24 protein-coding genes and 1 pseudogene are annotated in these 25,131 nt (G+C 65.0%); 15 read left to right on the plus strand and 10 right to left on the minus strand.

All coding sequences use genetic code 11. From position 1 onward, the window contains the following. Positions 1–87: 87 nt before the first annotated feature. Together ACVILL_RS17370 and ACVILL_RS17375 are read right to left on the minus strand one after the other, a co-directional pair. On the minus strand, positions 88–1,866 hold the full coding sequence (locus ACVILL_RS17370; protein ID WP_456730166.1) for a glucan ABC transporter ATP-binding protein/ permease: 1,779 nt from the start codon (positions 1,864–1,866) through the stop codon (positions 88–90). A 215-nt stretch (positions 1,867–2,081) separates the two neighbouring features. Next, positions 2,082–3,137, minus strand: a complete 1,056-nt coding sequence (locus ACVILL_RS17375; protein ID WP_456730167.1) for an ABC transporter substrate-binding protein — start codon at positions 3,135–3,137, stop codon at positions 2,082–2,084. Positions 3,138–3,403: 266 nt separating this feature from the next. On the opposite strand from ACVILL_RS17375, the gene ACVILL_RS17380 reads away from it, so the two are divergent. The 8 genes from ACVILL_RS17380 to ACVILL_RS17415 all read left to right on the plus strand — a co-directional run bounded on the left by ACVILL_RS17380 (position 3,404) and on the right by ACVILL_RS17415 (position 11,400). Further along, positions 3,404–3,835, plus strand: a complete 432-nt coding sequence (locus ACVILL_RS17380; RefSeq protein ID WP_456730168.1) for a hypothetical protein — start codon at positions 3,404–3,406, stop codon at positions 3,833–3,835. A gap of 125 nt (positions 3,836–3,960) precedes the next feature. After that, entirely contained in the window at positions 3,961–4,356 is a 396-nt protein-coding gene (gene hisE / locus ACVILL_RS17385) for a phosphoribosyl-ATP diphosphatase (RefSeq protein WP_456730169.1), read from the plus strand. A gap of 70 nt (positions 4,357–4,426) precedes the next feature. Next, positions 4,427–5,008: a YqaA family protein gene (locus ACVILL_RS17390; RefSeq protein WP_456730170.1), complete on the plus strand. Its 582-nt coding sequence runs from the start codon at positions 4,427–4,429 to the stop codon at positions 5,006–5,008. 47 nt (positions 5,009–5,055) lie between these two features. Next, positions 5,056–5,607 carry a hypothetical protein gene (locus tag ACVILL_RS17395; protein ID WP_456730171.1) on the plus strand — a complete coding sequence of 184 codons (552 nt, stop codon included), beginning with the start codon at positions 5,056–5,058 and terminating at the stop codon, positions 5,605–5,607. 182 nt (positions 5,608–5,789) lie between these two features. Beyond that, positions 5,790–6,761, plus strand: coding sequence for an NAD(P)H-dependent flavin oxidoreductase (locus ACVILL_RS17400; RefSeq protein ID WP_456730172.1), 972 nt, complete (start codon positions 5,790–5,792; stop codon positions 6,759–6,761). 119 nt (positions 6,762–6,880) lie between these two features. Beyond that, the gene (locus tag ACVILL_RS17405) at positions 6,881–7,654 is read left to right on the plus strand and encodes a thioesterase family protein (protein ID WP_456730173.1); all 774 of its coding nucleotides are present in this window, start codon (positions 6,881–6,883) and stop codon (positions 7,652–7,654) included. Between the two features lie 510 nt (positions 7,655–8,164). Then, on the plus strand, positions 8,165–10,291 hold the full coding sequence (locus ACVILL_RS17410) for an ATP-binding protein (protein ID WP_456730174.1): 2,127 nt from the start codon (positions 8,165–8,167) through the stop codon (positions 10,289–10,291). 152 nt (positions 10,292–10,443) lie between these two features. Continuing rightward, positions 10,444–11,400: an alpha/beta fold hydrolase gene (locus tag ACVILL_RS17415; RefSeq protein ID WP_456730175.1), complete on the plus strand. Its 957-nt coding sequence runs from the start codon at positions 10,444–10,446 to the stop codon at positions 11,398–11,400. Between the two features lie 54 nt (positions 11,401–11,454). Here the strand turns inward: ACVILL_RS17415 and ACVILL_RS17420 are convergent, their stop codons facing one another. Beyond that, positions 11,455–13,017: an AMP-binding protein gene (locus tag ACVILL_RS17420; protein ID WP_456730176.1), complete on the minus strand. Its 1,563-nt coding sequence runs from the start codon at positions 13,015–13,017 to the stop codon at positions 11,455–11,457. Between the two features lie 66 nt (positions 13,018–13,083). Between ACVILL_RS17420 and ACVILL_RS17425 the strand changes: the two are divergent. The 3 genes and pseudogenes from ACVILL_RS17425 to ACVILL_RS17435 all read left to right on the plus strand — a co-directional run bounded on the left by ACVILL_RS17425 (position 13,084) and on the right by ACVILL_RS17435 (position 15,289). Next, positions 13,084–14,083 (plus strand): annotated as a pseudogene (locus ACVILL_RS17425) (NAD(P)H-dependent flavin oxidoreductase). 116 nt (positions 14,084–14,199) lie between these two features. Further along, the gene (locus ACVILL_RS17430; protein ID WP_456730177.1) at positions 14,200–14,445 is read left to right on the plus strand and encodes a hypothetical protein; all 246 of its coding nucleotides are present in this window, start codon (positions 14,200–14,202) and stop codon (positions 14,443–14,445) included. A gap of 109 nt (positions 14,446–14,554) precedes the next feature. Continuing rightward, on the plus strand, positions 14,555–15,289 hold the full coding sequence (locus tag ACVILL_RS17435) for a hypothetical protein (protein ID WP_456730178.1): 735 nt from the start codon (positions 14,555–14,557) through the stop codon (positions 15,287–15,289). Between the two features lie 46 nt (positions 15,290–15,335). Here ACVILL_RS17435 and ACVILL_RS17440 read toward each other — a convergent pair whose 3' ends face one another. Continuing rightward, the gene (locus ACVILL_RS17440; RefSeq protein ID WP_456730179.1) at positions 15,336–16,001 is read right to left on the minus strand and encodes an O-methyltransferase; all 666 of its coding nucleotides are present in this window, start codon (positions 15,999–16,001) and stop codon (positions 15,336–15,338) included. Between the two features lie 95 nt (positions 16,002–16,096). Here ACVILL_RS17440 and ACVILL_RS17445 point away from each other — a divergent pair, with 95 nt between their 5' ends. Continuing rightward, a complete protein-coding gene (locus ACVILL_RS17445; protein ID WP_456730180.1) occupies positions 16,097–16,729 on the plus strand; it encodes a TetR family transcriptional regulator in 633 nt (210 codons plus the stop codon). Between the two features lie 9 nt (positions 16,730–16,738). On the opposite strand, the gene ACVILL_RS17450 is transcribed toward ACVILL_RS17445, so the two are convergent. Beyond that, positions 16,739–16,918, minus strand: a complete 180-nt coding sequence (locus ACVILL_RS17450) for a hypothetical protein (RefSeq protein ID WP_456730181.1) — start codon at positions 16,916–16,918, stop codon at positions 16,739–16,741. 224 nt (positions 16,919–17,142) lie between these two features. Further along, a complete protein-coding gene (locus ACVILL_RS17455) occupies positions 17,143–17,532 on the minus strand; it encodes a hypothetical protein (protein ID WP_456730182.1) in 390 nt (129 codons plus the stop codon). A gap of 233 nt (positions 17,533–17,765) precedes the next feature. Here ACVILL_RS17455 and ACVILL_RS17460 point away from each other — a divergent pair, with 233 nt between their 5' ends. Together ACVILL_RS17460 and ACVILL_RS17465 are read left to right on the plus strand one after the other, a co-directional pair. Next, positions 17,766–18,770 carry a thiamine pyrophosphate-binding protein gene (locus ACVILL_RS17460; RefSeq protein WP_456730183.1) on the plus strand — a complete coding sequence of 335 codons (1,005 nt, stop codon included), beginning with the start codon at positions 17,766–17,768 and terminating at the stop codon, positions 18,768–18,770. Positions 18,771–18,978: 208 nt separating this feature from the next. Beyond that, positions 18,979–20,133, plus strand: a complete 1,155-nt coding sequence (locus tag ACVILL_RS17465) for an ATP-binding protein (protein WP_456734284.1) — start codon at positions 18,979–18,981, stop codon at positions 20,131–20,133. Positions 20,134–20,216: 83 nt separating this feature from the next. Here the strand turns inward: ACVILL_RS17465 and ACVILL_RS17470 are convergent, their stop codons facing one another. Further along, positions 20,217–21,230 (minus strand): methyltransferase, encoded by a 1,014-nt coding sequence (locus tag ACVILL_RS17470; RefSeq protein ID WP_456730184.1) that lies wholly within the window; start codon positions 21,228–21,230, stop codon positions 20,217–20,219. Positions 21,231–21,970: 740 nt separating this feature from the next. On the opposite strand from ACVILL_RS17470, the gene ACVILL_RS17475 reads away from it, so the two are divergent. Continuing rightward, entirely contained in the window at positions 21,971–22,774 is an 804-nt protein-coding gene (locus tag ACVILL_RS17475; protein WP_456730185.1) for a Crp/Fnr family transcriptional regulator, read from the plus strand. Between the two features lie 214 nt (positions 22,775–22,988). On the opposite strand, the gene ACVILL_RS17480 is transcribed toward ACVILL_RS17475, so the two are convergent. The 3 genes from ACVILL_RS17480 to ACVILL_RS17490 form a co-directional block, all read right to left on the minus strand. Continuing rightward, positions 22,989–23,420 (minus strand): baeRF12 domain-containing protein, encoded by a 432-nt coding sequence (locus tag ACVILL_RS17480; protein ID WP_456730186.1) that lies wholly within the window; start codon positions 23,418–23,420, stop codon positions 22,989–22,991. A gap of 304 nt (positions 23,421–23,724) precedes the next feature. Beyond that, positions 23,725–24,156, minus strand: a complete 432-nt coding sequence (locus tag ACVILL_RS17485) for an ATP-binding protein (RefSeq protein WP_456730187.1) — start codon at positions 24,154–24,156, stop codon at positions 23,725–23,727. Further along, entirely contained in the window at positions 24,150–24,779 is a 630-nt protein-coding gene (locus tag ACVILL_RS17490) for a hypothetical protein (RefSeq protein WP_456730188.1), read from the minus strand. Before ACVILL_RS17490 ends, ACVILL_RS17485 begins: the two co-directional genes overlap by 7 nt. Between the last annotated feature and the right edge of the window lie 352 nt (positions 24,780–25,131).

The raw sequence follows: 25,131 nt of genomic DNA on the forward strand, positions 1-25,131 counted from the left end.
CTTGCCAGCAGAGAACAGAGGCCGGCCGATTATATCGTGGACGAAATCGGCTGAATTTCGGCAGCCGCCTCAATTGGAAAGCGGGAATTATGGTGCCTCGATGCCGGCGCGCGCCTGCTCGTGGACCATGAACTGGGCACGCGCAAGGTCGGCAAAACGCCCGCCTTTTGCCACCAGTTCATCGAAAGTTCCGCTTTCGATCACCCGTCCCTGGTCAAACAGCAGGATGCGGGTAGCGTGGCGGATGGTCGAGAGACGGTGCGCGATCACGAAGGTGGTGCGGCCCTTCATCACTTCGTCGAGAGCAGCGTTGACCTTGGCCTCGGTGACGGCGTCGAGCGCGCTGGTCGCCTCGTCGAGGATCAGGATCGGCGGGTCCTTGAGCAGCGCACGCGCGATCGACAGCCGCTGCCGTTCGCCGCCGGACAGCATGCGGCCGCGCTCGCCGGCATGGGTGTCGAACTTCTTCTCGCTGCGCTCGATGAAATCCAGCGCCTGGGCGCGTGCCGCGGCGGTACGCAGTTCCTCATCGGTCGCATCGGGCTTGCCGACGCGCAGATTGTCGGCGAGCGAGCGGTTGAACAGCAGCGCCTCCTGAAACACCACGCCGATGTTCCGGCGCAGCGCCGTCAGCTTCAGCGCGCGTATGTCCATACCGTCGATCTTGATGATGCCGGATTGCGGATCGAACGCACGATGCAGCAGCGCGATCGCGGTGGACTTGCCGGCGCCGGTCGAGCCGACCAATGCGATGGTCTGGCCGGGCAACGCGGTGAAGGTGAGATCCTCGATCGCGGGCCGCTTGCCGTCATAGGAGAACGAGACGTCGTTGAACTCGACGAGGCCGGACAGCCGTCCGGGATCGACCGCGCCGGGCCGGTCGCGCACCGCCGGCACGGCATCGAGCACGTCGAAGAATTCCTGCAGGCGCGGCGCTTCCATGAACACGTTGTTGATGAAGCTCACCACCTGTTCGAGCTTCTGGATCAGCATGGTGGCGAACGAGACGAACATCACGATCTCGCCGACCGTGGTGAGCCCCTCATTGTGGAGCGCGATGCCGACGGTAAAGATCGCGAGCACCGTGATCGTGGTCGAGGCGCGCGTGATCACGGTGACCAGCGCCCACCATGACAGCACCGGCATCTGCACCGCGAGCAGCTTGTCGGCGACGTAGCGCAGGCCCTGCACCTCGGAATCGATCCGCACGAAGCTCTGCACCAGCGCGACATTGCCGAGCGCGTCGGAAGCGCGCGCCGAGAGGTCGCTGTAATAGGCCTCGACCTCGCTCTGCATGCCGTAGGTCTTGCGTACCACCATCGTGGTCAGCACCGTGAACACGACGCAGAGCCCGAACAGCAGGATGGCGAGCCGCCAGTTGATGTAGAGCGAAAGCGGCAACAGCACGATCAGCGACATGATCGCGGCGAAATGCTCGCGGAAGAAGCCGAGCCAGAGCCGCCACAGCGCGTCGGTGCCGTTCAGCATCACCTTCATCAGCCGCCCGGAATGGGTGCCGGAGTGAAAGGTCAGCGGCAGTTGCAGGATGTGCTCGAAATAATCGGTCAGCACCGCCTGGCGCTGGCGGTGCGCCAGCCGGTCGGCCTGTAGTGCGACGATCGCGCTGCAGCCGATCGTGAACAGGCCGAACGCCGCCCAGGCCACCAGCAGCGGCCATGCCGAGGAGGTCGCGAACAGTCCCGTGACCGGCCGGCCCGACAGCACGTCGACGATCTTGCCGAACAGCACCGGCTCGGCGAACTGCGCGCCGGCGAGCAGCATGTTGGCCGCGGCGAGGATCCAGCCGAGCCGTGCCTCCTTGCCGAGCAGTTCGAGGACGCGGGTGTAGAGGCGAAGCATGGACATGCCGGCAGGACTCGCAAGCGGTGGACGCCGGGCCATTGTAAGCCGGGATCGTTGCGGAGAACTACCCACTTCCCGTGCCGGTCCATACTCCGACCTCATCCTGAGCAGTCTGCGAAGCAGGCGTCTCGAAGGATGGGCCACGGGCCTCGTGGTTCGAGACGGCGCATCCGCGCCTCCTCACCATGAGGGGATGGGTTTCACCATGAGGGCCAGCCTCAATTCACCAGCCGGCCGTCGATCGGCGGCAGGAATTGGTCGTCGAAGATGTCGGCGGCGTGCGGCCGCTTCTGGAATTTGACATCTTCCGCAAGCTGGTCGACCGAGCGCTCGAAGCGCTCGGGGTCGATGCCGCCGATGCCGTCGCGCTTCACCTCAGCGGTCAGGATGTTGTCGCGGATGATGGCGGTAAGCCGCTCGAACTCCAGATCGCGCGAGCCGCCGTCCATCCGGCTCACCACCTCGCTCGCCGCGCGGGCGGGGTCCTTGACGGTGAGGTTGGTGCCGCCGATCACCGCACGCACGAACCCCTTCACCGCGTCCGGCTTGGCGGCGGCAAGGCGCGGGCTGACGATCACCGCAAAGCCGTAGGCCTCGCAGCCATAGTCGGCGAAGCGCAGCACCGCGAGATCATCGGCGGGCACGCCGCGATCCCGCAAATTGATCGCCGAGAGATAGGAGAAGCCGGTGACGGCATCGACCTGTCCGGCGGACAGCATCGGCTCGCGCACCGCGGCGCTGATCGTGTTCTGCTTCACGCTCGATAGCTTGATGCCGTTCTGCTTGGCGACCGCGGGCCACAGCCGGATCGAGAGGTCGCCGTCGGCGACGCCGAGGCTCTTGCCCTCCATGTCCGACAGCGTCCTGATGCCGCGGCTCTTGCGGGCAATGATCGCATACGGCGCCTGGTTGAACAGCACGAACGCCGCCTTGACCGGGGCAGCGCCGGGCTTGTCGCGAAAGCGGATCAGCGAGTTGATGTCGACGAGCGCGAAGTCGCTCGAGCCGTCGGCGACGCGCGCGATCGCGTCCGCCGAACTGGTGGCGACGTTGGTGCCGACCGCAAGGCCCTCGGCGCTGAACAGGCCTCCGGACAATGCCATCACGAACGGCGCCGCGGCGGCATCCAGCGGACGGTCAAGCGTGAACTGGATGGTGAGCGGCTGCGGCTGATCGCTGGCGTAGAGCGGCGTCGACGCCGGCCACACGCCGCCCGAGAGGCCAATCATGCCGGCGAGTATCCAGCGGAGAACGGTGGTCCGACTTACCTGCATCATGAACATCCGGGAGGCGAGACAAAGTGCCGCGCCGGCTGCGCGCCTGCTTCATGACACCGAATGCGCCAAGGCACGGGCCATTTCAAGCTGCAATTTCAACCGCTATTTGCAGGCATTCTGCCTCGGGCAAGGTGAACGGCCGATGACTGCCGCGATTTCACCTGAGGGTTGTTCAGCTTGCGTTCGGTTTGGGGAACCTAAGGTTAAGGCAGTGGTTGGTTAACCAAGGCCCGACGGGCCGGCTTCCACAAAGGATGACTGCAATGTTTGCGCGAAAAGGTGTTTTTTCGTCCATTGGCCGCGCAGCCACATTGGCAACGGTTGCCGCTGTGGCGTTGACGGCCGTTGAGCCGACGATGGCGTTCGCGGGCTCTGCTCCGGCGGGCAAGGCGGCCACTGTCACCACATCGCACGGCACGAGCGGCGCGACCGATATCAGCGCGCGCCGTCGTTACTACGGCGGCGGTGGCGCAGCGGCCGCGGCCGTGTTCGCCGGGATCGTCGGCACGGGTCTCGCGATCGCCGCGGCCCAGAGCCGCCGCGACTATTACGACTCCTATGGCTACTATGGCGGCCCGGGCTACTATGGTGGCCCCGTCTATTACGGTGGCCCGGCGTATTACGGCGGCGGACCGTATTATGGTTATCGCCCCTATTACGGGCGCCGTTCGCAACTGCCCTATCAGCCGTATTGAACGCCCTCAGCGGTTCTCTAGCCTGTCACAAACGATCGAATCCACCGGCTGCGAGGCCGGTGGATTTTTCGTTGTCGGTTGTGCGCGTTAACACGCTGGCGACGCGTTTCGACTAGGCTCGCGGAATGGGTGATTCGATCGAACGGCTTTACCAGGCGGTGATCGCGGCCAAGGATCTCGATCCGGCGACGTCGCGCACGGCACGGCTGTTCCAGCGCGGCCCGGCCAAGATGGCCAAGAAGCTCGCCGAGGAGGCGGTCGAGGTCGTGATCGACGCCATCGGCGGCAAGCCGGATGCCGTCATCCGGGAGAGCGCGGACCTGCTCTACAATCTTACGGTGCTCTGGGCTTCGGCCGGCGTGAAGCCGGAGGATGTCTGGCGCGAGATGGAGCGGCGCGAGCGGCTGCTCGGGATCGCCGAGAAGCTGCCGAAGTCGCCGGTCAAGGTCCCCAAAACCGCGCCGGTCCCGGCGGTTCGGCGTCGAATTGTCGCGCTGGAGAGCCGGCTGCGTAAACGGTAGCCATAAATCACCCCAATTCAGCCCAATCCCGGCATGGACAAATCCGCTCCATGATGGTTCATCGCGCCCCATGTTGAAACGGATTTACGACTGGTGCGTCGAGGCGGCCGACAAGCCCTACGCACTCTGGATTCTCGCGGCCGTCGCCTTCGCCGAGAGCTCCTTCTTCCCGATCCCTCCCGACATCATGCTATTGCCGATGTCGCTGGCGCGGCCGAAGCGGGCATGGTGGTTCGCGACGGTCTGCACCGTCGCGTCGGTGGCCGGCGGCGTGCTCGGCTACGCGATCGGCGCGCTGCTCTACGATTCGCTCGGGCAGTGGCTGATCCATCTCTACGGCCTCTCCGACAAGGTCGACGCGTTCCGTGCTTCCTACGCCGAGTGGGGCGCCGTGATCATCCTGCTGAAGGGACTGACGCCGATCCCCTACAAGCTGGTGACGATCACCTCGGGCTTTGCCGGCTACAACATCTGGCTGTTCATCCTGTGCTCGATCGTCGCGCGCGGCGGCCGCTTCTTCTTCGTCGCGGTGCTGCTCAACCGCTATGGCGATGTCATCCGCGCCGAGCTCGAGAAGCGGCTCGGCCTGTGGGTCGCGATCGGCGCTATCGTGCTGGTGCTGGGCTTCGTCGTCGCATTCAAGCTGATCTAGCGCCGCGCGCCTTTGCCTGCGCGCGGCTTCGGGCTACGCTCGCCGCGATGGCTGACGGAATCGGCGATCTGCTCACGGCTGCTGCAAAGGCACGCGCTGCGCTGGCCGGTCTTGCGCTGTCGATGACACTCGCGACGCTCGACCGCGGCCTGGCCCAGTCCGCGCCGCCTGCACTCGGGATCCAGTCGCCCGCGCAGCAGCCTGTGGCGCCTCAGCAGCAACAGATCGAACTGCCGCCCGCGCCGGTCGAGCGCGAGAATCCCGGGCTGATCAACGAAATCGGAAAGCTGTTCGAGAAGTCGAAGTCGGCGCTGCCGCCGCTCAAGAGCCCCGGCGAGACTTTCAACGACCTGTCGAACATCGCGCGCCCCTCGACGATGGTGAGCGGACGCGCGGCCTGCGTGGTGGCCTCGAACGGCGCGCCGGATTGCAAGATCGGCGCCGACCGGCTCTGCCAGAGCAAGGGTTTCAAGGAAGGCAAGGGCATCGATATCAACACGACCGAGAAATGTTCGCCGCTGGTCTATTTGCCGGGCCACAAGCGCGGCCCGAACGACTGCAGGACGGAAAATTTCGTGACGCGGGCGCTCTGCCAATAGCCGTGGCCGAACCGCGTCTGGGATGCCAGACGCCCTGGAAAACACGGCATCTGGATGAGGTTTTGTCATCCATTTTGCAGCGCCATAACGCAATACTTGACACTGGAAAGATTGCCTTGTTGGTATGACGGTCAGCATTCGAGCTAAAATCAACGACCAAACGCTTTAAGGATCCGCCGCCAATGTCCATGCCTGCTCTGTTCAAGGGCCGCCTGTCTCTTCCCGTGATCGGGGCACCGCTGTTCATCATCTCCGTGCCCGACCTCGTCATCGCCCAGTGCAAGGCCGGCGTGGTCGGGTCGTTTCCGGCGCTGAATGCACGTCCGCCGGAACTGCTCGACGAATGGCTGTACCGGATCAAGGAAGAGCTCGCCGCCTATGACAGGGCGCATCCGGAGCGGCCGTCGGCGCCGTTCGCGGTGAACCAGATCGTGCACAAGTCGAACAACCGGCTCGATCACGACATGGCGCTTTGCGAGAAGCACAAGGTGCCGATGATCATCTCCTCGCTCGGCGCCCGCGAGGAGCTCAACCAGGCCGTCCACGGCTGGGGCGGCATCGTGTTCCACGACGTGATCAATCAGAAGTTCGCGCACAAGGCGATCGAGAAGGGCGCCGACGGCCTGATCCTGGTCGCGGCCGGCGCCGGCGGCCATGCCGGTACGCTGTCGCCGTTCCCGTTCGTGTCGGAGACGCGGCAGTGGTTCGACGGACCGATCGCGCTGTCGGGCACCATCGCCAACGGTCGCGCGATCCGCGCAGCGCGCATCATCGGCGCCGACTTCGCCTATATCGGCTCCGCCTTCATCGCGACCCAGGAGGCCAACGCGGTCGAGGGCTACAAGAGCATGATCACCAATTCGTCGGCCGAGGACATCGTCTACTCCAATTTGTTCACCGGCGTGCACGGCAACTATCTAAAGTCGTCGATCGTCGCGGCCGGCATGGATCCGGAAAACCTGCCGACATCAGATCCCTCGAAGATGAGCTTCGGCACCGATGCGTCGGGCGAGCGCGCCAAGCCGAAAGCCTGGAAGGAGATCTGGGGCTCCGGCCAGGGCGTCGGCAGCATCTCCAAGGTGGTGCCTGCGGCCGAACTGATCGGCCGCTTCAAGAAGGAATACGACGACGCAGTCGATCCGGCGCTTGCCTAAAGCGCGGTGATCAGGATGAACCACCGCGCTTTAGCTTTCTGTTCGAGCATGATCTACGCGCAAACGCCTTGCGTTTGTCGCGGGGAAAACCGCTGCACATTTTTCCGGATCATGCTCTGATGGAGCCGATTTTTCGCGTTGACGGCGATCGTGTCGTCACCAGTCCCGACGCCGCGGGTCCGTGGGATCCGCGGATGCAGCACGGCTCGGCGCCGGCCGCGCTCGTGGTATGGGCTGCCGAAGCCATCCCGACGCCGGTGCCGATGCGGATCGCGCGCGTCACCATCGACCTGATGCGTCCGGTGCCGGTGGCGACGCTGACGGTTGCGAGCGAGATCCTGCGCGACGGCCGCAAGATCCAGCTCTGCGGCGTCAGGCTGCTCGCCGATGGCGTTCTCGTGGTCTCGGCGACCGTGCTGAAGGTCAAGCAGCAGGCCGCCGAGCTGCCGCCGGACATCGCAGCCCTTCCGGTCGATCTGCCGGGCCCCGACGAAAGCATGGTCGAGCCGGGTAATCTCGCGAACAGTCCGTTCGTGAAATGCATCTCGATGCGGGCCGCGCGCGGCCGCTTCGGCGTGACGGGCCCGGGCGCGATCTGGTTCCGCGTCAACCAGCCGCTGATCACGGGCGCCGCCGTCTCGCAGGCGATGCGCGCGGTGGTCGCCTCTGACTTCTCCAACGGCACCTCGCCGGCGCTCGATTTCAACCAATGGACCTTCATCAACGCCGATCTCACGGTGAGCCTGGCGCGCGAGCCGGTCGGCGACTGGATCCTGCTCGACGGCGAATCCTGGATCGGGCCCGACGGCGCCGGGCTTGCGATGTCGCGGCTCGCCGACGTCAGGGGCTATTTCGGCCGGGCGGTCCAGAGCCTGGTGATCGAGCGGCGCTAACCGGGACTACGCTTCTCCAACCTCTCCTTGAAGAGAGAGGTCGCTTTGCTTTCCAGAGCAAAGCGGGTGGGGATCGGCTCCCTCCGCATACAGCGTCGCACCCGGCTGACCCATCCCGGCCCCTTTCAGGTCGGGCGAGGCAGCACTTACACGATTTCGGAATATTAGAAATATATCCCTGATTTGCCCGACGCGTCAAGTTGCCGTGTCGACGCCTTGCCATGTCGAAGCCCGGCGGCCGCCGGCTCCTTTGCATGGGGTTGTTTTCGATATTTTGGCGGCGCGGTCGCGGCGGAGCCCCTGGTGCAGGGCGCAGCTCCGAGCCGCGGCCCCGACGGCAAAAATAAGTACGCCTCGCGGGAACGGTTGGCGGCACGAGCGAGTTTCGCTCCCGTTAGGGGGCCCCATGATGCCTATTGATCCCGCCGCCGGCATCGAGGCCTTGGCCGTCCGGCGGCTCTGTGATGCGCCGGCCGGTGTCGGCACCCGGCCGCCGCAGGGGCAGACGCGATGAAGCCCGGCCCGTCCTCGGAACGCGCGGTCATCCTTGCCGCGAGCGAGCGGGACGCCGTCAGGACGGCCCATCTGATCAAGGAAGCCGGCTACTACGCCAATATCTGCGGCGACCTCGCCGAGCTCGAGCGCCAGGTCGCAAGCGGGGCAGGCCTTGCCATCATTGCCGATGAGGTGATCAGGGCCGCCGATCTCTCCGGCCTGACACGCTGGCTGAACGAGCAGCCGTCATGGTCGGATTTCCCGATCGTGCTGATGAGCGAGAAGGGCGGGCCCGAGCGCAATCCCGAAGCGGCGCGGCTCGGCCGTGCGCTCGGCAATGTCACCTTCATCGAGCGCCCGTTCCATCCGAGCACGCTGGTCAGCCTGGTCGCTGCCGCGGTGCGCGGCCGCCGCCGCCAGTACCAGACCCGCCAGATCCTCGAGGATCTGACCGGGAGCGAAGACCTGTTGCAGACCGCGCTCAACGCCGGCCATCTTGGCGCACTCGAACTCCATCTGCCGGATTTCGAGCTCGAGGCGTCGCCGACCTGCAAGACGTTCTTCGGGCGCAAACCTGGCGATCCCTTCACCTATGAGAATCTGCTGGATGCGGTGCATCCCGACGACCGCGCCCGCCGCAGCGAAATCGTCGAGCAGACGCTGCGCACCGGCGCCGACTACCGGATCGAATATCGCAACATCTGGCCCGACGGCACCCAGCACTGGGTCGACGTCCGCGCCCGCGCCGTGCGCCGGCCCGACGGCAGCATCCGGTCGCTGGTCGGGGTCTGCTCCGACATCACCGCGCGCAAGACCGCGGAGATCGAGCGCGAGGCGCTGCTGGCGCAGCTCGCCGCCGAGCGCACCGCGCTCGCCGAGCTCACCGCGACGCTGGAGCAACGGGTCGAGCAGCGCACCGCCGATCTGATGAAGGAGGTCGCCGCGCGCGAGCGGGCGCAGGAGCAGCTTCGCCATGCGCAGAAGATGGAGGCGATCGGCCAGCTCACCGGCGGCGTCGCGCACGACTTCAACAATCTGCTGATGGCGGTGATGGGCAATCTCGATCTGCTGCGCAAGCGGATGCCGGAGGACCCGCGCCTGCGCCGCCTGATCGACGGCGCGATGCAGGGCGCCGAGCGCGGCGCGGCGCTGACGCAGCGGCTGCTGGCGTTCGCGCGGCAGCAGGATCTGCGCGCGGTGCCGGTCGATCTCGGCGCGCTGGTGCGCGACATGAGTGAATTGCTCGAGCGCTCGCTCGGGCCGCGCATCACGCTGCGGCTGGACATCCCCGACGGACTGCCGCCGGCCTGCGTCGATACCAACCAGCTCGAGCTCGCGGTCCTCAACCTTGCGATCAATGCGCGCGATGCGATGCCGGATGGCGGTGTGATCGAAATCCGCCTCGCGGCCTCGCAGGCGAAGACCGATCCGGCGCTGCAGCCGGGCAACTACCTGAAACTGTCGGTGGTCGACAGCGGCACCGGCATGTCGCCGGAGGTGCTGAAGCGGGCGATCGAGCCGTTCTTCTCGTCAAAGCCGGTCGGCAAGGGCACCGGGCTCGGCCTGTCGATGGTGCATGGGCTCGCGGTGCAGCTCGGCGGCGCGCTGCAGCTGTCGAGCGCAGTCGGCAAGGGCACCACGGCCGCGCTGGTGCTGCCGGTCGCGACCGCCGCGCCGGAAGCGGCAAGTCCTCTGCCCGCGGCGCGGTCGGTCAAGCGCTCGGCGGTGATCCTGCTGGTTGATGACGATCCGCTGATCGCGATGTCGACCATGGAGATGCTGGAGGACCTCGGCCATCGCGTGATCGGCGTCAATTCCGCGCAGCAGGCGCTCGATATCCTCAGGAGCGGCCAGGAGATCGACCTGATGATGACCGATCACGTGATGCCCGGCATGACCGGCATCGAGCTCGCCGCGGCGTCGCGCGAATTGCGGCCGCAACTGCTCGTCCTGCTAGCCACCGGCTATGCCGAATTGCCCGACGGCACTCAGGTCGACCTGCCGCGGCTGGCCAAGCCCTACCACCAGGATCAACTCCGCGAGCGGCTCGATCAGTTGCTGGGGCAGCGCGCCGGTCAGCAAACTGCTGCCGCCAGTGCCGATAGCCTCGCCACGTCTTCCACTCTGTCGCCGTTACCCTGAGGAGCCGCACACGAAGGGCGGCTGCCCGGCTGTGGTCGCTTGGCCGCAATGTCGGAAATGTGATCGGCGCGCGACGGCCGGACGGGAAGAACGCGCTGCCGCTGACGCTCCCTGCCTGTCGAAGACCGACAATCACCGCACGGAGTTGCCTGATGAAGATGTCCGCCCGACTCGCGATGTCTGCCGTTCTCGCAGGAATGGCAATGCAGGCCTCGGCAAACAGCCTGCAATCGAGCCGGCACTCCATCTCGTATCACACCGTGGATGTCCTCGGTGTCAACATCTTCTACCGCGAAGCGGGGCCGGCCGACGCACCTGTCGTGCTGCTGCTCCACGGCTTTCCATCCTCATCGCGGATGTGGGAGCCGTTACTGCCTTTTCTTGCCGACAAATATCACGTGGTTGCTCCTGACTATCCGGGGTTCGGCAACAGCAGTGCGCCAGCGCCGTCAAGCTTTGAGTATTCCTTCGACAACCTTGCGCGCGTGACCAACGAGTTCGCGACAAAACTCGGTCTCACCCGCTATGTGCTGTTCATGCAGGACTATGGCGGGCCCGTAGGCTTTCGCCTGGCGCTTTCGCACCCCGAACGAGTCCGCGCCATCATTGTCCAGAACGCGGTAGCCCACGAACAGGGTCTGGGCCCGGTTTGGGAGGCTCGCAGGAAGTTTTGGGCAGATCCGGTGCGCGAACTCGACAAGCTCAAGGCTAACTTCACGTCCTTCGAGGCGACGCGCCAACGTCACGTCGGGACGAGCCCACATCCCGACCGTTATGATCCCGATCTATGGGGCGACGAATCCGCGTTTCTGTCGCGCCCGGGCCAGGCCGACATCCAGGCCACGCTGTTCCTGGATTATCGGACCAACGTTGCCTCCTACCCGTTGTGGCAGAAATGGCTTCGCGAGGCGCAGCCGCCAACCCTCGTCGTGTGGGGCAAGTACGATCCGTCGTTTACCGTCGCCGGTGCAACCGCCTATGCCGAGGATGTGCCGAGTGCCGAGGTGCATATCCTGGACGCGGGACATTTCGCGCTCGACGAAGCGACCGACGAGATCGCGGCGCTGGTCCGCGGCTTCCTTGAGCGCGTAGACCGGCACAACGAATAACGCCGAATGCGACGGTTGGGTACGCCGCAGGCGCCTTTGCTTTTGCGTGGATGGTCACCCCACCATGCGGTCGCGGCCGGTCCAGAAGCCTGCCTTCAGCACCTTCTTGTCGACCTTGCCGACGCCGGTCATCGGCAGCTCCTTGACGAACTGGATCTGCTTCGGCGCGTGCGCCGAGCCCTTCTTCGCCTTGACGAGGCCGATCAGCTCGTCGGCATTGGGCGAAGTGCCTTCGCGCGCGACCACGACGGCGGTGACGGCCTCGCCCCATTTGTCGTCGGGCACGCCGACCACGGCGACCATCGCGACATCGGCATGCTGCGACAAGACATCCTCGACTTCGCGCGGAAAAATGTTGAAGCCGCCGGACACGATCATGTCCTTCTTGCGGTCGAGGATGAACATGTAGCCGCGCTCGTCCTTGCGCGCGATGTCGCCGGTGTGCAGCCAGCCGCTCTTCAGCGTCTCCGCCGTGATGTCGGGCCGCTTCCAGTATTCGGCCATCACATGCGTGGCGCGCACGCAGATCTCGCCGGCCTCGTCGGTCGCGACCTCCTGGTCGTCCTGATCGAGGATCTTCACCTGGCAGGCGGCGATCGGGAAGCCGCAGGACAGGAACAGCTCCGGCGTCTTCGGGTCATGGTCCGCCTTGCGCAGCACCGAGACCGGATAGCATTCGGTCTGGCCGTAGAGCTGCGAGAACACCGGGCCGATCCGCTCGATGCCTTCGACCAGCCGGCTCGGCGACATCGCGGACGCACCGTACAGCAACAGCTCGAGCGAGGAGAGGTCGGTCTTGGGCAGCGTCGGATGATCCAGCATCACGTAGATCATGGTCGGCACGAACAGCGTGAAGTTGATCTTCTCGCGCTCGATGGTTTTGAACACCGCCTCCGGATCGAATCCCTTCAGCATGTGCACGGTGCCGCCGCGCATCAGCGTCGGCAGCACCTTTGTGCCGGCGACGTGGCTGATCGGCGCCACCGTGAGGTAGCGCGGCGTCTCCGGAATCTCGAAGTCGGCGAGAACCGCGGCGGCGAAGCCGCCATACTCGCGGTGATAGCGCAGCGCGCCCTTGGATTTGCCGGTCGTGCCGCCAGTGTAGTTCAAGGTCGAGATGTCGTCCTCGCGCGCGTAGTTCTTTGCGGTCGCGCTGCCGGCATTTTCGACCACCTGCAGCAGGTCGGTGCCGTAATCCGCCGGGCCGAGCGTGAACACGGTCTTCAATCCCGGCGCTTTCGCCGCGAGCTCGCCGCCGCGGTCGCGGAAGGTGATGCCGTCGACAATGAGCATCTCGGCCTCGGAGTCTTCGAGCTGGAACAGCTGGTCGTCGAGCGAGCCGAGCGGATGCAGCCAGGTGATCGCAAGCCGCGACAATTGCGCGGCGATGCCGGCGCACCAGGTGTCGGCGCGGTTGGCGGTGAGGAAGGCGACGCGGGTGCCCGGCGCGAAGCCGAGCCGCATGAACACGCTCTGCATCCGTCCGATCAGGTCGGTCGCGCCCTGATAGCTGAGCGAGCCGCCGGGCCAGGCGAAGGCCGTGCGCGACGGATAGCGCGCCAGCGCCCGCAAGGTCTGCTCGCACACTGCCGGAAATGCATAGAGCGGATTGCTCATCTCGTTGTCCCTCCCGCCTTTGTCTTTGGCTTCTCTCGTGCCAATGTTGGCGGCAACGCTAACACAATGATGATGGGAAGAAACAACTTGGCCGCTGATCTTCTTGCCCGTTTTCGCGATCGCCTCCGGTTGCCGCTGATCGCAGCGCCGATGTTTCTGGTCTCCGGTGTCGAGCTGGTGGTCGCGGCATGCCGTAACGGCGTGATCGGCTCGTTTCCGACGGTGAATTGCCGTGAGACGGAACAGCTCGATGCGTGGCTCGGCGACATCGAGCATCGATTGCAGGCGCATGCCGAAGCGAGCGGCACGGCCGCGGCGCCGATCTGCCCGAACCTGATCGTGCATCGCTCCAACACGCGGCTGGCACAGGATCTCGCCGTGCTGCTGCGGCACAAGCCCGAGCTCGTGATCACCTCGGTCGGCTCGCCCGCGCCGGTGCTTAGCGCCCTGCACGATGTCGGTGCGTTGGTGTTTGCCGACGTCGCCTCGATCCGTCATGCCGAGCGCGCGGTTGCGGCCGGCGCCGACGGGCTGGTGCTGCTCACCGCGGGCGCCGGCGGGCAGACCGGCTGGCTCAATCCGTTCGTGTTCGTCCGCGCGGCGCGCGGCTTCTTCGACGGCCCGATCGTGCTCGCCGGCGGCATCAGCGACGGTCACGCATTGCGCGCCGCACAGGCGCTCGGCTGCGACCTCGCCTATATGGGCACCAAGTTCATCGCGACGCGCGAGAGCATGGCGGACAACAGATACAAGCAGATGCTGGGTCGACTCTAGCGCCGACGATATCCTGCTCACGACCGCGTTCACCGGCTTGCAGACCAATATGCTGCGGCCCTCGATCGCGGCCGCCGGGCTCGATCCCGACGACCTTCCGGCGCGCGGCGCGATCGACATCGGCAAGGACATCGACATCGGCGCCCGCGAAAGTCGCCCCAAGCGCTGGCGCGACATCTGGAGCGGCGGCCATTCGACCTCGGGGGTGACCGGGGTGCTCGCGGTCGACGATCTCGTGGCGCAGACCATCGTGGAGTACGAGGCGGCGAGCGCGCGGGTGCGGCTCGGCTGATACCACTCAAACGCCACCTGTTCGCTTAACGCGGCATTAACCATGCCAGTCCCAACTATGCGCCACGGGATGGTCCGCCGCCACGGCGGGCCGCCCGGCAGTTGTGGGAATGCGACATGGCTTTTGAGGCGCATCTTGCCAAGACCGCGGCATCGCTCGACGAGCTCCGAACCCGGGTGTTCTACGCCCTGCAGCGGCATCCGCTGTGCCGTCAGGTCGAATTCGACATCGTCAGCACGCCGCGGACCCGCCGGACCAACTGGACGGTCAGCATGCATGCGGTCCAGCCTGGCGCATTGTGGACGGCGCATGAGATCGTCGCCGACATCCAGGAAGCCTATGAGCTTGACATCGCGGCCTGATTTTTTGGGCCGTTTCGGGACGATTTCACCTATTTGGCGCGGTCACGGCACGCTACTGCCGCATTTCGCGCGCAGTTTGCGGTGACACCGGCCGGGAATGGAGTTGTTTTTGACCAGAGCCATCACCCTCGCCGCGCTGACATGCTTCCTCCTCGCGGGCGCTGCGATAACAGCCATTTTGGGCCGTGACAGCCTGCCGGCGGCGCAGGCCGACGTCGGCCCCGTCGCCAACCGCGCCAGCAAGCAGGACAAGCTCGCCGTCACGACGCTTGCGGCCGCCTCCTTCGAGGCGCCCAAGCCGATTGAGCCTCCCGCCAATCCGTCGCCGCTCCTGCTGCGGGCGCAGGCCGCAATTCCGGGCGCGCCCGACGCGGTGCGCCAGGCCTATGCGTCCGCCGAACCCGCCGACGTCGGCCTGCCGAAGATCAACGACCCCGTCGATGCGGCCCAGCCGAAGGTCGCCGAGCCGGCACCGGCACCCGCGTCGGTCGCTCCCGCGCCGCCGAAGCCCAAGGCTGCCGCCAAGCCGGCGCAGAAGAATTATACGCTGCTCAGCGATGCGCAGATCGCCGGTATCAAGGATCGGCTTAGGCTGACATCGTCGCAGGAATATTACTGGCCGGCCGTTGAGACCGCGCTGCGCGCCGTCGCCCGCAAGATCCACGCCAAGCGCCAGGGCGATCCTGCCGCGGGCAACATGCCGATCGATCCCGACTCGGAGGAAGTCCAGCAGCTGAAGTCGGCGGCGATGCCGCTGCTGTTCCAGCTCCGCGAGGACCAGAAGAACGAAGTGCGTTCGCTGGCGCGCCTGATCGGCCTCGAACGCGTCGCCGCGATGATCTGAGCGCGGGGTTCGGTCGAGCCGAACCCGCGCTTCTCCAGCATCCACCTCAGCCGAGCCGCATCGACAACTCGACGTCTCCGCCGAACGGCACCGACATGTAGCCATTTGCCGGTGCGCGCACGCGCTCCAGATAGTCGGGGCTGTAATCGGCGTTGTCGGCGACGACGAAGGCGCCCGGCTTCAGGCGGCTTTCCACGAGATCGAGGATATCAGGGTAGAGCGCCTTGGCGCCGTCGAGCAGCACGAGGTCGATCCGATCGGGCAGATCGGCGCGCAGCGTCGTGAGCGCATCGCCCTCGCGGATCTCGACAAGGTCGTCAAGCCCGCCGGCGACGAGATTGTCGCGGGCACGCGTCACCTTGGACGGTTCGAACTCGCTGGTGATCAGGCGCCCGCCGCCATTGTCGCGCAGCGCGGCGGCAAGGTGCAGCGTCGAGATGCCGAACGAGGTTCCGAACTCGACGATGTTTTGTGCACGCGCGCCGCGCGCCAGCATGTAGAGCAGCGCGCCGGTCTCGCGCGAGACGGCGAGCGGCACATTGTTCAGGCGGCCGTAGAGCGCGCGGTAGTCGGTCCTGCTCCGTATCATCCGCGCCTGTTCTTCGTCGGAAAGGTCGGCCACCGCGAGTTGGGTCTCCTCCACCGCGGCGGACGCTTGCCCGAACAGGCGATCGAGCAGGCCAGCGAGCTTGGGTGAGGTGAGGGTCGTCATGTAGGTCTCCGGTCTGTTGTCAGCGGCGCGTCCTTGCGCCTCGCCAGAAATACGAATAATTAGTCGCATTTGCTAATCGCATTCCCCGGGGCGTTATGACCGAACGGCGAAGCTCTTCAATTTCCTCACGAAAACAGCCGCAACAGGCGCGCTCGACCGAGCTCGTCGCGGCGATTCTGGATGCCGCTGTTCAGGTTTTGACCAGGGAAGGCGCACAGCGTTTCACCACGGCGCGGGTGGCCGAGAAGGCCGGCGTCAGCGTCGGCTCGCTCTATCAGTATTTTCCGAACAAGGCCGCGATCCTGTTCCGGTTGCAGAGCGATGAGTGGCGGCAGACCACGGGACTGCTGCGCGACATTCTCGAGGACGCCGCGCGGCCGCCATTGGACCGGCTGCGTGCGCTGGTGCACGCCTTCATCCATTCGGAATGCGAGGAGGCCGCGGTGCGCGTGGCGCTCAACGACGCTGCGCCGCTCTATCGCGATGCGCCCGAAGCGCGCGAGGTGCGGGCATCGGGCGAGCGCATCGTCGAGGTGTTCATGCGCGAGGCATTGCCGAATGCGTCCGACGCGCTCCGCGCCACGGCCGGTGATCTGATCACGACGACGCTGAGCACGGTAGGCAAGGATTTCTCGGAAAGCCCGCGAACGCGCGCGGAGATCAAGGCCTATGCCGACGCCATGGCCGACATGTTCTGCGCCTATCTGAAGAGTCTCGGAAAGCGCTGATTGCGATGTTCAGAGATAATGTCTGGCGACCAGCAGAAACCCGAGAACGCCGCCGGTCACGGCGAATACGGTCACGCCATTGCAGACGCTGACGTAAGCGGCCGACCAGTAAGACACGGTCTGAGGGGCCGTCGCGACTTTTTTCGGCTTCTGAGGCAAGGCAATGCATTCCTGAAAAAGCGCCGCCACCTGGTCAACTCAGGTGACGGCGCCCGTCTGAGGGCTTCAGGGCGAAACCCCGCCTCAGCGTAAGCCGCGACTATGAACGGTTCGTATACCGTGCGGCGTCGCGAACTTGTTTGTCAGCTGAAGCGTCGAGGTTCCCTGAAGCTGATCCGGAAAAGCGCGTAGCGTTTTTCATGCTCAGACAATGAGCCGAAGCGCGATGACGATTCGACCCATCTCACTGCGCATTAGAACGAAGCAGAAGCGTAGGCGTTTCGAAACGCGATCGCGCCGGCCAGCGAGCGCGGCCGCGTGCGCACGGCATGTCCATCGTTGCCGCTCTGCACGATCCACTGTCCGTTCTGCTGACCCACGATCTTGCCGACGTGGTGACGCCAGACGACGATCGCGCCGACCGAGGGGCCGCCGGCATTGGTGCCGTATCGCGCCCAGGATCGTGCCAGGTTGAATTGCGGACCGGGATCGCTGCCGACCTGGGTGCGCATGAACCATCCGCACCACGCCGCCGGGCGACCGGAATGTGCATAGTGCCGATGATGATGATGACGGCCGCGGGCTTCGGCAGCAGATGAAGCAAAGGCCAGGAGCACGGCGACAGCCGCCAGAAGTTTACGCATTACAAAGTCCTTCTTGCTGTTCGCAGACCACCAATTTGTGTGGGGGAAGCGCAGCGATGATCTGCGATGGGGTGCGAAGTGACCGCATCGGCCGGACGACGCAACAGAGGCCGGAACTTGGCCCGCGCAGGCCTTTAAGAAACGGGCTATGGCCAAAATATGGCCGGTACGCCGCGTCCGGCGACGCGCGAGGCCGTTCGTAGGCATCTGGTCAAGCTCCCGGAGAGGACGCCATGTCGAAGCGAAGCAGCCTGCGCGGCGGTGGCGCGCCCGATTCCAGCCGCCGCAATTTCCTGAAAGGTGCAACGATCGCCGGCGCGGCCGCGCTGGGCACGCCGGCCGCGGCCAACACCGCGATGCCAGCGTTTCCGGAGCAGCGCGCCAAGGCGGCGCCGCCCGGCCCCAAACTCGCTGCTGCCGACGCAGCTCCACCACCGGCCGATCCGGTCAACCAGACCTCGAGCGGCGGCGACTTCATGGTCGACGTGCTCAAGACGCTCGACATCGACTACCTCGCGATGAACTGCGCCTCGAGCTTTCGCGGGCTGCACGAGGCCGTCATCAACCATGGCGGCAACAAGAAGCCGGAGATCATCACCTGTCCGCATGAAGAGATCGCGGTGCATATGGGCCGGGGCTACGCCAAGATGGAAGGCAAGCCGCTCGCCATGATTTGCCACGGCGTGGTCGGGCTGCAGCATGCCTCGATGGCGATGTACAACGCCTGGTGCGATCGCGTCCCCGTCATCGTGATGGGCGGCAACATCATGGAGGCCGACAAGCGCGCGCCCGGTGCCGAGTGGCCGCATTCGGCGATCGATCCTGCGGCGCTGACGCGCGACTTCGTCAAGTGGGACGACCAGCCGGCCTCGCTGCAGCATTTCGCGGAATCGGCGCTGCGCGCCTACAAGATATCAACCACGCCGCCGATGGCGCCGGTGATGCTGTCGCTCGACCAGGAGCTGCAGGAGAACCCGATCGAGAATCGCGACCGTCTGCGCATCCCGAAGTTCACCTCGGCGCTGGCGCCGCAGGGCATTGGCCGACATGGCCGCGCACTTCGGTTCGGACCGCGCCTATTTTCTCATGTCCGGGCCGCGGCAGCGCCTGCACGTCTGGCACAAGCCCGAGCTGGAGCCTCCGGCCGGCTGGCCAGACCGCGCGCTGGAGCTGGCGGCCCGCGCCGGCGGCACGTCGAAGCACGACCACAAGACGAACTGCCTAAGCTTCGGCCTTGAGGGATGGGCGTGCGCGACAAGCATCGACAGTGACGGCTTCGGCGCGGCGGTCGGTTTCGAGGCGGTCGGTCGGCGCAGCCGCATTTCACGCTCGGGCGAGCTTGCGCTGCTGCGCATGGCGCTCGACGCCTTCGTTCACGCCGCCGAGCGAGATACCTTCGAAAAGGAACGCACGCGGCTCGAGGCGCGCCTGAGGCGGGGCCAGCGCATGGAGGAGATCGGCGTCATCACCAGCGGCATCGCGCATAATTTCAACAATATATTGGGCGGGATCCTCGGCCACTCCGAGGTGCTGGAGGAGCATGCGGGCGCCGATGCGAAGTTTGCCCGCAATCTCGGCCCGATCCGCCGCGGTGCGGAGCGAGCGCGCGACCTCGTCGACCAGATCCTGGTGTTCGGACGCCGGCGCAATGCGGCGCGCGAACCGCTGAGCGTCGCGGCACTGGTTGCGGAAGCGGCCTCGCTGCTGGGCGTCTCGCTGCCTGCCGGCATCGATCTCGTCGTTCGTCACTCGCCGACCGCGGCGATCGTGACGGGAGAACAGGCGCAGTTGCAGCAGGTGCTGCTCAATCTCTGCAACAATGCGGCAAATGCCATGCCGGCCGGCGGCCGCATCGAAATCACGACCGAGATGCACGAGGTCACGCAATTGCGCCAGCTCAGCCATGATGAAATCAGGCCCGGTCACTACGTCTGCATCGCGGTGACCGATACCGGGCATGGCATGGATGAGGCGACGCTGGCGCGGATCTTCGAACCATTCTTCACCACGCGGTCGTCGGGTAACGGGCTTGGGCTGGCGACCGTGCGCGTGATCATGCGCGAGCACGGCGGTGCGCTGCATGCGCGAAGCAGGCTCGACGAAGGCAGCCGTTTCGAGGTGTGGCTGCCGCGAGCGGCGGCCGCGCAGGTGGCAGCGCCGGGCGCGGGCCCGCTTCCGACCGGAAACGGCGAGACGGTGATGCTTGTGGCCAGGGACAATGAGCGCGTGCTGCGCGAGGAGGAGATGCTCGCGGCGCTCGGCTACGAGCCGGTCGGCTTCACCAGGACCGAAGCGGCCATTGCCGCGTGCCGTGCCGATCCCGATCGCTTCGACATGGTCATCATCGGCGGCGATCTTGGCCCGGCGGCGCGGGCGCTCGAACTGGCCGCCACCGTGCATGGAGCGGCCCCGCACATTCCGATCGTGCTTGCCACCAAGGCCGAGATCGAGACCGGCGCCAATACCTTGCTGAACGCCGGAATTTCCGACGTGATGCGCTGGCCGCTGGTCGCAGAGGAAATCGCCATTGCGCTCGCCAACCGCGCGACGCTCAGGCAATCCGGTCAGATGCGCGAGGCCGGCAACATCTTCACCGGCTAAGGCCCACCGGCCTGGAGACTTGCCGGACCTCGCGCACTGCACCCCGGGGCGGCTCTGCACGGCAAATCGCGCCCCTGGATAGGCTACTTGAATCCGATCACCATCGAATCCGGGCCGACAAGCCGCTCGACCCGCGTCCTGGAGAATCCGGCCTCGCGCATCCAGGCCTGACAGTCCGCTCCCGCGTAGTCGAACCCGCCGGGCGTTTCGATCAGCATGTTCAAGCTCATCAGGAGGCCGAAGGCGTTTTCGCGGCGATCGTCATCGATGACGGCGTCATAGACGACGACGGCGCCGCCTTTCGGCAGAGCGTCAAACACCTTGCCGAGCAGCGCTTTCTTCTGGGCAAGATTCCAATCATGGAGGATGTGACCCATGACGATGACATCGACGTTCGGCAACGGGTCCTCGAAGAAATTTCCTGCGCGGAACTGGACCCGGTCGGCCACCCCGCGGCGAGCAATGAATTCCTCGAAGATCGGCTTGACCGCAGGAAGGTCGAAGCCGATGCCGGTGAGATGCGGATGGGCCTGGGCGAGCGTGGCGGGCACCATGCCCTGCGCCGAGCCGAGATCCATGAAGCTCCTGTAGTCTCGCCATGGGAAGCTGCCGGCAATTGCGCGGGCCGAAGCGGCGCTGACGCCGCTCATCGCGCTCAGGAAACCGCGCAACTTGTCCGGGTCGGCATACAGTGCGGCGAAGATGTCGTCTCCGCCCTTGCTCTCGTTTTGCGGTTCACCGCTGCGCAGGGCCTGCGTGAGCGATCCCCAGAAGCCATAGAGCCGGGCATTCGACATCTCGAGCACGCCGCCCATATAGGATGGCTTGGCCCGATCGAGAAACAGGTCCGTGTCTGCGGTGTTGCGGTAGACGCCGTTCTCGCGGTCCAGCAGCTTCAGAGCCACCAGCGCATCGAGGAAATCGCGCGCCGATCGCTGATGCAGCCCAAGTTTTTTCTGAAGCGTCGGCAGGTCGGCGGGCGCCTCGGCCAGGGTGCTGAAGACACCGAGTTCGACGGCGCTCAGGAGCGTTTTGGATGCCCAAAAACCCATGCCAACCTGCATGATATAGTCCGGTGTTGCTGTTGCTGCGCTCACGACCTGATCCCTCGTTTGGCTGCTGAGGCAGCCGGGTGAACATGTCGCCCATGGTTCGGGCGGGGTATTCCGGATGGTTACAGGGGCTCACTACGACGTCGTTTCAAACGGTAGCAAGACAGCTACGATCGTAACATTCGGCTCGGTGGTGACGGAGCGGAGACGTCGGAGGATAGCAAGGACCGTCGCAGCAACCGCGAGGATTGCGCCCGCACCGCTCGGTTCAAATGCTCGGCGTTGGAGGCGGTTACGACCGCTTCTGGCCGAGGACCAGGGCTTCGCGCCGGTGAGTTAGGCTGCCCGGCGAACGCTCTGATGGTGCCCCGGCCGACAATCGCATAATCATTTAACTATTTGAATTTGAAGATATTTTCGTTGTCTGGGGTTGCCGGTGCTTGGCGACGCATGTTGGTCTCTTGGTAGCGCACGACAAGTTGCTCACGAAGATCTGGACCTGACAACCGCGATCTTCGGTCTGTGGCCGACCGTGTTGCTCGCCGGCATCGTCGCCGCGGCGATCGGCAAAGGGTTCATTGGCGGACGATGCCGCTGGTTGCACCAAGCGCTGGTGGGTGGCGCAGGAAGGAGGCCCGCGGGTGGTGCTGTCGATGGGCGCCGGATTCCTGTTTGCTCTATCCCGCGCTCGCCGAGTCTTTCGTTTCAGTTGACGAGCGCAATGGTTTCATCCGGAATAGCCGCTTCCGGTATTGGCTTACACAACACTTTGGCGAAACCAAATCATGCTTAGCGCAGACGTATCCAGCTTGCTGGATCGCATTCTAGATGCAGCAACCGACAACCTCAGATTCGCGAAGATTCTTGTCCAGATGGGTCTCGATCCCAGTAGCGTGACCTGGAACGACATCTTCAGCCGCCTGCTGGAAATCTTTCTGCACAACATCACCTTGGCAAACATGTTCGCCTTGATCGGCGCTATCTTCTTTGTCGCCACCCTGCTGACGCACACCATGGTGCCGCTCCGAGTCGCCAACATGATCGGTTGCGTATTCTTCGCAATCTTCGGCGCGCTCACTGGAGCCGTCACGACATTTCTTCTTTATCTCCTGATGGTTCCCATCAACGCCTACCGTCTTCGTCAAATGCTAGCTCTCGTGAAGAAGGCGCGCGCCGCAACACAGGGCGACACGTCGATGGAGTGGCTCAAGCCGTTCATGACCGAGCGCAAGTATCGCAAGGGCGATATCTTGATGAAGAAAGGTGACGCAGCCAAAGAAATGCTGCTGACGGTTACCGGTAGATTCCGGGTCATCGAAATCAACGTCGATGTTCCGCCGGGCCGCCTGATGGGCGAGCTTGGTTTCCTCACCCCCGACAACCGCCGGACCGCGACGATCGAATGCATCGAGGATGGCCACGTTCTGACCATCACATATGAAAAGCTGCTCGAGATCTATTTCCAGAACCCGCAGTTCGGCTATTATTTCCTTGTCTTGACCAGCCAGCGCCTATTGGAAAACCTCGCGCGGGCCGAAGCCATCATCGCCCAGAACAAGATCGCGGTGCCGACGGAGTCCGCGAGCTGACGGCGGTGCGGCCGGATAAATCCTGGCCACTGCCTTCCGCAAAACGGACCAAGCGAACCGCTCTTCCGAGCAATGGCAACCTTTCCCTTCCTCCGCTCGGCAAGCTTCGCGCCTCAGGCCTTGAGGTAGGACAATTTCTCGATAGAGCAGAACTGCCTCAAAGAGGTAAGTTCGTGGAATCCGGCCGCCGCTTGAGATCGTTTTCCGGGGCGCATCAGGCGTCGGCGATCAGTGAGGCGATGTCTTCGGGCCGACGCCGGCTGAAGTCCTTCGCGAGCTCGCCTATGATCTTGCCTATCAGGTCGCGGTGGTAGTGCTTGCGCATCTCCCCCAGGGTCCTGGGATCTGACACAACGACCAGGTGTTCTATGGTCCCGTCGAGGCTGAGCTTGTTCAGGAACGCGGCCGTCGCTGCCGCGAAGTCGTCCTCGACGAGTCGTCTGCCATCGGGGTTGGCAGAGCCGCTGCGATGTCGCGCACCGGAGCCTGACCGGGCGCGCGCAGGCGGAGCCGCCGTGATCTCGACCAAGTGCACCCCAGGCTTCACGCCTGTATTGTGGAACAGGCGCATCGTCTCACCGTCAGCGACTGCTACTGTCGTACCGGTAGGTAGAATCATCGAAAGCCCTCCGTTCACGATCCGCATAAAGGCCGGCGGGTTAGGATACTTGCATGCCAGCGCTCTGCGCCGTCTCTTCGATCAGCTCCTGGCCCGAAGCTCCCCAGAGCAGGGGCAGTCCCAACGACGGCCGAAAGAATCGACGCGGCGAACGCGGCGGTCTTGGCGGCTGAGAAGTCGGTGGCGCTTGGAACGTAGCTCCCGTACCCGACGAGCGTGACCTCGGCATCGGCCGAGCATGTGGTCTGTCTCGTGGTCGACCGGACGGTCGAGGCGGCCGGGCGGGATCATGAGCTCCATCGCTGAACCGGTCTCCAGTTGTTTGCGCCGGCTACAACATCGGCGCAGCCGTCGCTGGGCTTACGATGTGGAATACGCCGCCGTCGTGCGACCGCGTGTACGCGATCTCGGTGTCGACGATACTGCTGGAGAGCCCAGCCGCGTGCACGCGCGGGAGGAAGAGGTGCACTAGCGTGCCGGCGCCCCGCTCACTCTCTATCAGGACCGCGCCGCCTCGCCGTTCAGCGAAGCGCTGGACCTGGGGGAGCCCGAGGCCGGTGCCGCTGCCCGCGGCCTTTGTCGTGAAGTATGCGGTGAAGGCCTGCGAGAGGACCTCCTCGGTCATGCCCTCCCCGTCGTCAGTGACGGTGATCTCGACGAACTCCCGGGCCGCGCCGGCGCGAGACTCGACATTCCGCGCCGCGACGGTGATCGCGCCGCCGTCCGGCATGGCATCGGCCGAATTTCGGCAGAGGTTCAGCAAAGCGAAATACAGCTCTTCTGGGTCGGCATTGAAGGCCCATAAGTCAGAGGCGATCTCGGTGTTGACCGCGATGCCCGGTCAAGCGAGGCCGCCATTGCTGCGAGGCAATTGCCTTCGACAAGTCCGTCGATCGAGTTGAGGTCCGATCGCGCAGCGTCGAGGAGCTGCCGGCTGAGTAGCGCGCCTCGCGCGATCGCCTCCCGCATTCTGCCAATGATGGCCTTTCGGTGCGCGGCATCGTTCTGGCGCTCGAGCAGCCATAGGCCGCCGTCGATTACGGCGAGAAGGTTGTTGATGTCGTGGGCGACCAGCTGCGCCATGTCTGCGATCGTCTTCACCGTCTCCCGCCTGCGGGGGGCGACCGACCCTCGCTTGTCGGACCGCGCGTCGGTGCGGCACAGAATCCCCGAGACCTCGCCGTTGGACCCAACGATCGGGATCTCCACGCACCTGGACGCAATGAGGCCGTTGCCGCGATCGCAGACGCCCCGCACCCTTGCGCTGACCGCACGCCGCACGCCAAGCGCGACGCCGGCGCTGTCCACGAGCACGACGACATCCTCCAGCGGCCCATCTTCGACAGAGCCGGGTAATGAAACGCCGATTGTCTCTTTGATCTGCATATCGGGCCTCCTCACCTGCGATCGTTCAACGGAACGCCGACTTCGGTCTGGGCACGAGAGCGGGCGACACAAGTCGAAGATTGAGTCCATGACGGTCGAAAGGAAAATCACCTCTCGCCATGGAGTCGATAGCCGATCGTTATCGGGAAGAGACGCTTGGCACCGCTGCGGAGGGCGCGCGGCGCTTCGGTCTGCGAGCACTCGCCTGAGCGGAACTCTTGGCGACCGGCAAGAGATGTTCAAGTGCCTACGGCCATCATAACGCGCGGCTATCGACTTCATGGCGTGACGGCATTTCCCATTCGCCGCGCGCAATCCCATTCTGACGAGTGTGAGCGGCAACCTTTCGCCG

Source organism: Bradyrhizobium sp. USDA 3364 (assembly GCF_054056355.1).

What these genes read in the sequence shown, in the direction of transcription:
- hisE (WP_456730169.1), top strand. Translation starts at nt 3,961, where the DNA reads ATGGGTGATTCGATCGAACGGCTTTACCAGGCGGTGATCGCGGCCAAG.
- ACVILL_RS17480 (WP_456730186.1), bottom strand. Translation starts at nt 23,420, where the DNA reads ATGCGGATCGTGAACGGAGGGCTTTCGATGATTCTACCTACCGGTACG.
- ACVILL_RS17410 (WP_456730174.1), top strand. Translation starts at nt 8,165, where the DNA reads ATGAAGCCCGGCCCGTCCTCGGAACGCGCGGTCATCCTTGCCGCGAGC.
- ACVILL_RS17430 (WP_456730177.1), top strand. Translation starts at nt 14,200, where the DNA reads ATGGCTTTTGAGGCGCATCTTGCCAAGACCGCGGCATCGCTCGACGAG.
- ACVILL_RS17440 (WP_456730179.1), bottom strand. Translation starts at nt 16,001, where the DNA reads ATGACGACCCTCACCTCACCCAAGCTCGCTGGCCTGCTCGATCGCCTG.
- ACVILL_RS17415 (WP_456730175.1), top strand. Translation starts at nt 10,444, where the DNA reads ATGAAGATGTCCGCCCGACTCGCGATGTCTGCCGTTCTCGCAGGAATG.
- ACVILL_RS17490 (WP_456730188.1), bottom strand. Translation starts at nt 24,779, where the DNA reads ATGCAGATCAAAGAGACAATCGGCGTTTCATTACCCGGCTCTGTCGAA.
- ACVILL_RS17455 (WP_456730182.1), bottom strand. Translation starts at nt 17,532, where the DNA reads ATGCGTAAACTTCTGGCGGCTGTCGCCGTGCTCCTGGCCTTTGCTTCA.
- ACVILL_RS17380 (WP_456730168.1), top strand. Translation starts at nt 3,404, where the DNA reads ATGTTTGCGCGAAAAGGTGTTTTTTCGTCCATTGGCCGCGCAGCCACA.
- ACVILL_RS17445 (WP_456730180.1), top strand. Translation starts at nt 16,097, where the DNA reads ATGACCGAACGGCGAAGCTCTTCAATTTCCTCACGAAAACAGCCGCAA.
- ACVILL_RS17475 (WP_456730185.1), top strand. Translation starts at nt 21,971, where the DNA reads ATGCTTAGCGCAGACGTATCCAGCTTGCTGGATCGCATTCTAGATGCA.
- ACVILL_RS17370 (WP_456730166.1), bottom strand. Translation starts at nt 1,866, where the DNA reads ATGTCCATGCTTCGCCTCTACACCCGCGTCCTCGAACTGCTCGGCAAG.
- ACVILL_RS17460 (WP_456730183.1), top strand. Translation starts at nt 17,766, where the DNA reads ATGTCGAAGCGAAGCAGCCTGCGCGGCGGTGGCGCGCCCGATTCCAGC.
- ACVILL_RS17395 (WP_456730171.1), top strand. Translation starts at nt 5,056, where the DNA reads ATGGCTGACGGAATCGGCGATCTGCTCACGGCTGCTGCAAAGGCACGC.
- ACVILL_RS17400 (WP_456730172.1), top strand. Translation starts at nt 5,790, where the DNA reads ATGTCCATGCCTGCTCTGTTCAAGGGCCGCCTGTCTCTTCCCGTGATC.
- ACVILL_RS17375 (WP_456730167.1), bottom strand. Translation starts at nt 3,137, where the DNA reads ATGCAGGTAAGTCGGACCACCGTTCTCCGCTGGATACTCGCCGGCATG.
- ACVILL_RS17405 (WP_456730173.1), top strand. Translation starts at nt 6,881, where the DNA reads ATGGAGCCGATTTTTCGCGTTGACGGCGATCGTGTCGTCACCAGTCCC.
- ACVILL_RS17420 (WP_456730176.1), bottom strand. Translation starts at nt 13,017, where the DNA reads ATGAGCAATCCGCTCTATGCATTTCCGGCAGTGTGCGAGCAGACCTTG.
- ACVILL_RS17465 (WP_456734284.1), top strand. Translation starts at nt 18,979, where the DNA reads ATGGAGGAGATCGGCGTCATCACCAGCGGCATCGCGCATAATTTCAAC.
- ACVILL_RS17390 (WP_456730170.1), top strand. Translation starts at nt 4,427, where the DNA reads ATGTTGAAACGGATTTACGACTGGTGCGTCGAGGCGGCCGACAAGCCC.